1 protein-coding gene and 1 pseudogene are annotated in these 2,246 nt (G+C 36.6%); both read right to left on the bottom strand.

Annotated elements, in window-relative coordinates; all coding sequences use genetic code 11:
* Positions 1-587 precede the first annotated feature (587 nt).
* Positions 588-713, bottom strand: a pseudogene (locus F6K64_RS39315) (uroporphyrinogen-III synthase); the annotation flags it as partial.
* Positions 714-914: 201 nt separating this feature from the next.
* Positions 915-1,949, bottom strand: coding sequence for an SAM-dependent methyltransferase (locus tag F6K64_RS37905; RefSeq protein ID WP_008188131.1), 1,035 nt, complete (start codon positions 1,947-1,949; stop codon positions 915-917).
* Positions 1,950-2,246 lie beyond the last annotated feature (297 nt).

A 2,246-nucleotide genomic window follows, 5' to 3' on the forward strand; every position in this document is an offset into this window, starting at 1 on the left:
GGGTGTATATCATGTCTGTCATCCCATAATAGTTAATCAAGCGGTAAGCAGCAGCAAGATCTACACGTAACTGTCGTTCTTCTTGGGAATAAAAGGTAGTTATGGAATTATTTATATTAGAGTTTTTCATTTTTACAGTAATCTATAGCAATTATACAACTTGTGAGGTACAAATTTATCGGTTTTAGGGAGCAGGGAGCAGGCAATAGGCAATAGGCATGCTAGCAATAGGCAATAGGCATGCTAGCAAGAGTGAAAAAATCCTGTGTACCTCATAGCTATGAGAAACGCTATTTTCATCTTAAAGGGGTGACTATTTTATTAGTCAATATCTCGACCTAGTTGCTTTTTGGGCGAGTTGTCGCCCCCGCAGACTTTATCTAATTTAATTATTGTGGTCTCTATTTTTACTTTTTGTTAGTTGTGGGATTCCATGAAATCACATTATCTCTGCTTTTATATCATCTCAGGATAATTACTCTTAATAAAAATATCCCCCATCTCCCCATATTCCCCTCCTGGGAGGGGTTAGGGGTGGGTTCCCATCTCCCCAGACTTTTATGATGGGTATTCAACCGAACTTGATATTATTTGTTTCCCCCTCTGCCAGTCTCCCATGCCACAATCGCCTCAGTTAAACCTTCTAAAGTATATTCAACTGCTTCTACATCTACCCGGCCTAACAACTGGCGACAGCTTTCGGAAGTTTGGAAATCGAGGCGATACAGACATCCTAGTTTTCATGTTATCCTGTCAGCCGAATACGTTTTTCGATCCTTGATCCAGGTGTTGTACATGGCCCATGTTGAACGGGCACATCTTGCTTTTGCATCAAAGTACAAATTCTCCGGTTCGTAGTTCCTAGATGGTTTCAACAAAAGCCCGTTGCACAACTTTTGACGGCTTGATAATTTTCAACATAGCTTATAACTTTTTTTTGCAAATACGCTTCTCCCATTTTTGCCCACAGTGGCATGAATCTCATATTTAGGTTGTGTGGTTGAAACATCCCTCTCAATTTTAACTTTAATGAAGTCACCAGCTTCTAGTTTTAGGGGTTTTTCAAAAAGTTTAGCATATCTAACTAACCAACTTGTTTTTTGTGACAATGTATCAATGACTGTTTCTCTGTCTACCCAGAGATTTATATAGAAAATAAATCCATCAAATAAGCTTGGTTTTTCAATAATAAATTCTATAGTTTTATCATCTATCATTGTCAAATTTTCAGCAAAAACTATATTTTCAAATTCTTGGGGTTCGGCAATCAGGTTACAAACGGGGAAATTACAGGTCAGATAAGTTCTTGGTTTAGAAAAATTAAAATCATCACTTAAGTTTATTATAACATTTTTCATGATTAACTTCAGAAACAAATTAACGATTTGCTGATATGGGGAAAGTTTCAATGGTGATACAGGAGCTATTTTCGTAATGCACTGGTACGGAATAAACTCGGCATTTGGCTTCAAAAATCTCTCTTTAGCATCGTTAACTGCTAGCACCATACCTTCCCGGCTACCTATAGACCCGACAATTTCATGAACCAATATATCGCATTTTTCTTCTATCTCTATATCTTGTGAAAATCCTTGATAAATTTTAATTTTTTCTTCTAGATTAAGTTCTTCGAGCAGTTTTTTTGACTCTGCGAAAGCTTTCTCATTTTCTTCTATTGTGTAAATCTTTTTTACTCCTGCATCTACACAAAATTTTGGTAACAATAATGCTTTGCCCGTGCCAATTTCAACAGCTACTTTGTCTTTTACTTTTTCAGAAATTACTTTTCTATAGGCTTGGGTTCTGATTTCATCATTTTCCATCAAATCATACATGGCATTTATATATAAATTATTGTTTTCATTGATCGAATTAATCTTATCGAAGCCACTTAAGAAGACAAAATTTAGATTTTGGAAGAATTTGAAAATATCCGATCTAATAGTCATGCTCTCAACTTACTCTCTACTTATATTCATCTACAATAATATTATATTATCAATAAAATGGTAAGCCAATCTAGATTATTTTTCGGATTGATTGGCATTGCAGAAAACTCACTATTAAGACTTAGTAGCCCCGGTTCCGATCAATTGCATTCTCCAATGGTCTGCCCTCGCGACTGCAATCGATTGTATCCACAATGCGAGCGGCTAGCTCCTTAGGGTTACCCACAGCAGCAATATGGGGAGTTACTATAATGCGCGGATGAGACCAAAAAGGATCGTCATTGGGCAAGGGTTCCT

The organism is Moorena sp. SIO3A2 (assembly GCF_010672265.1).
Taxonomy (GTDB): domain Bacteria; phylum Cyanobacteriota; class Cyanobacteriia; order Cyanobacteriales; family Coleofasciculaceae; genus Moorena; species Moorena producens.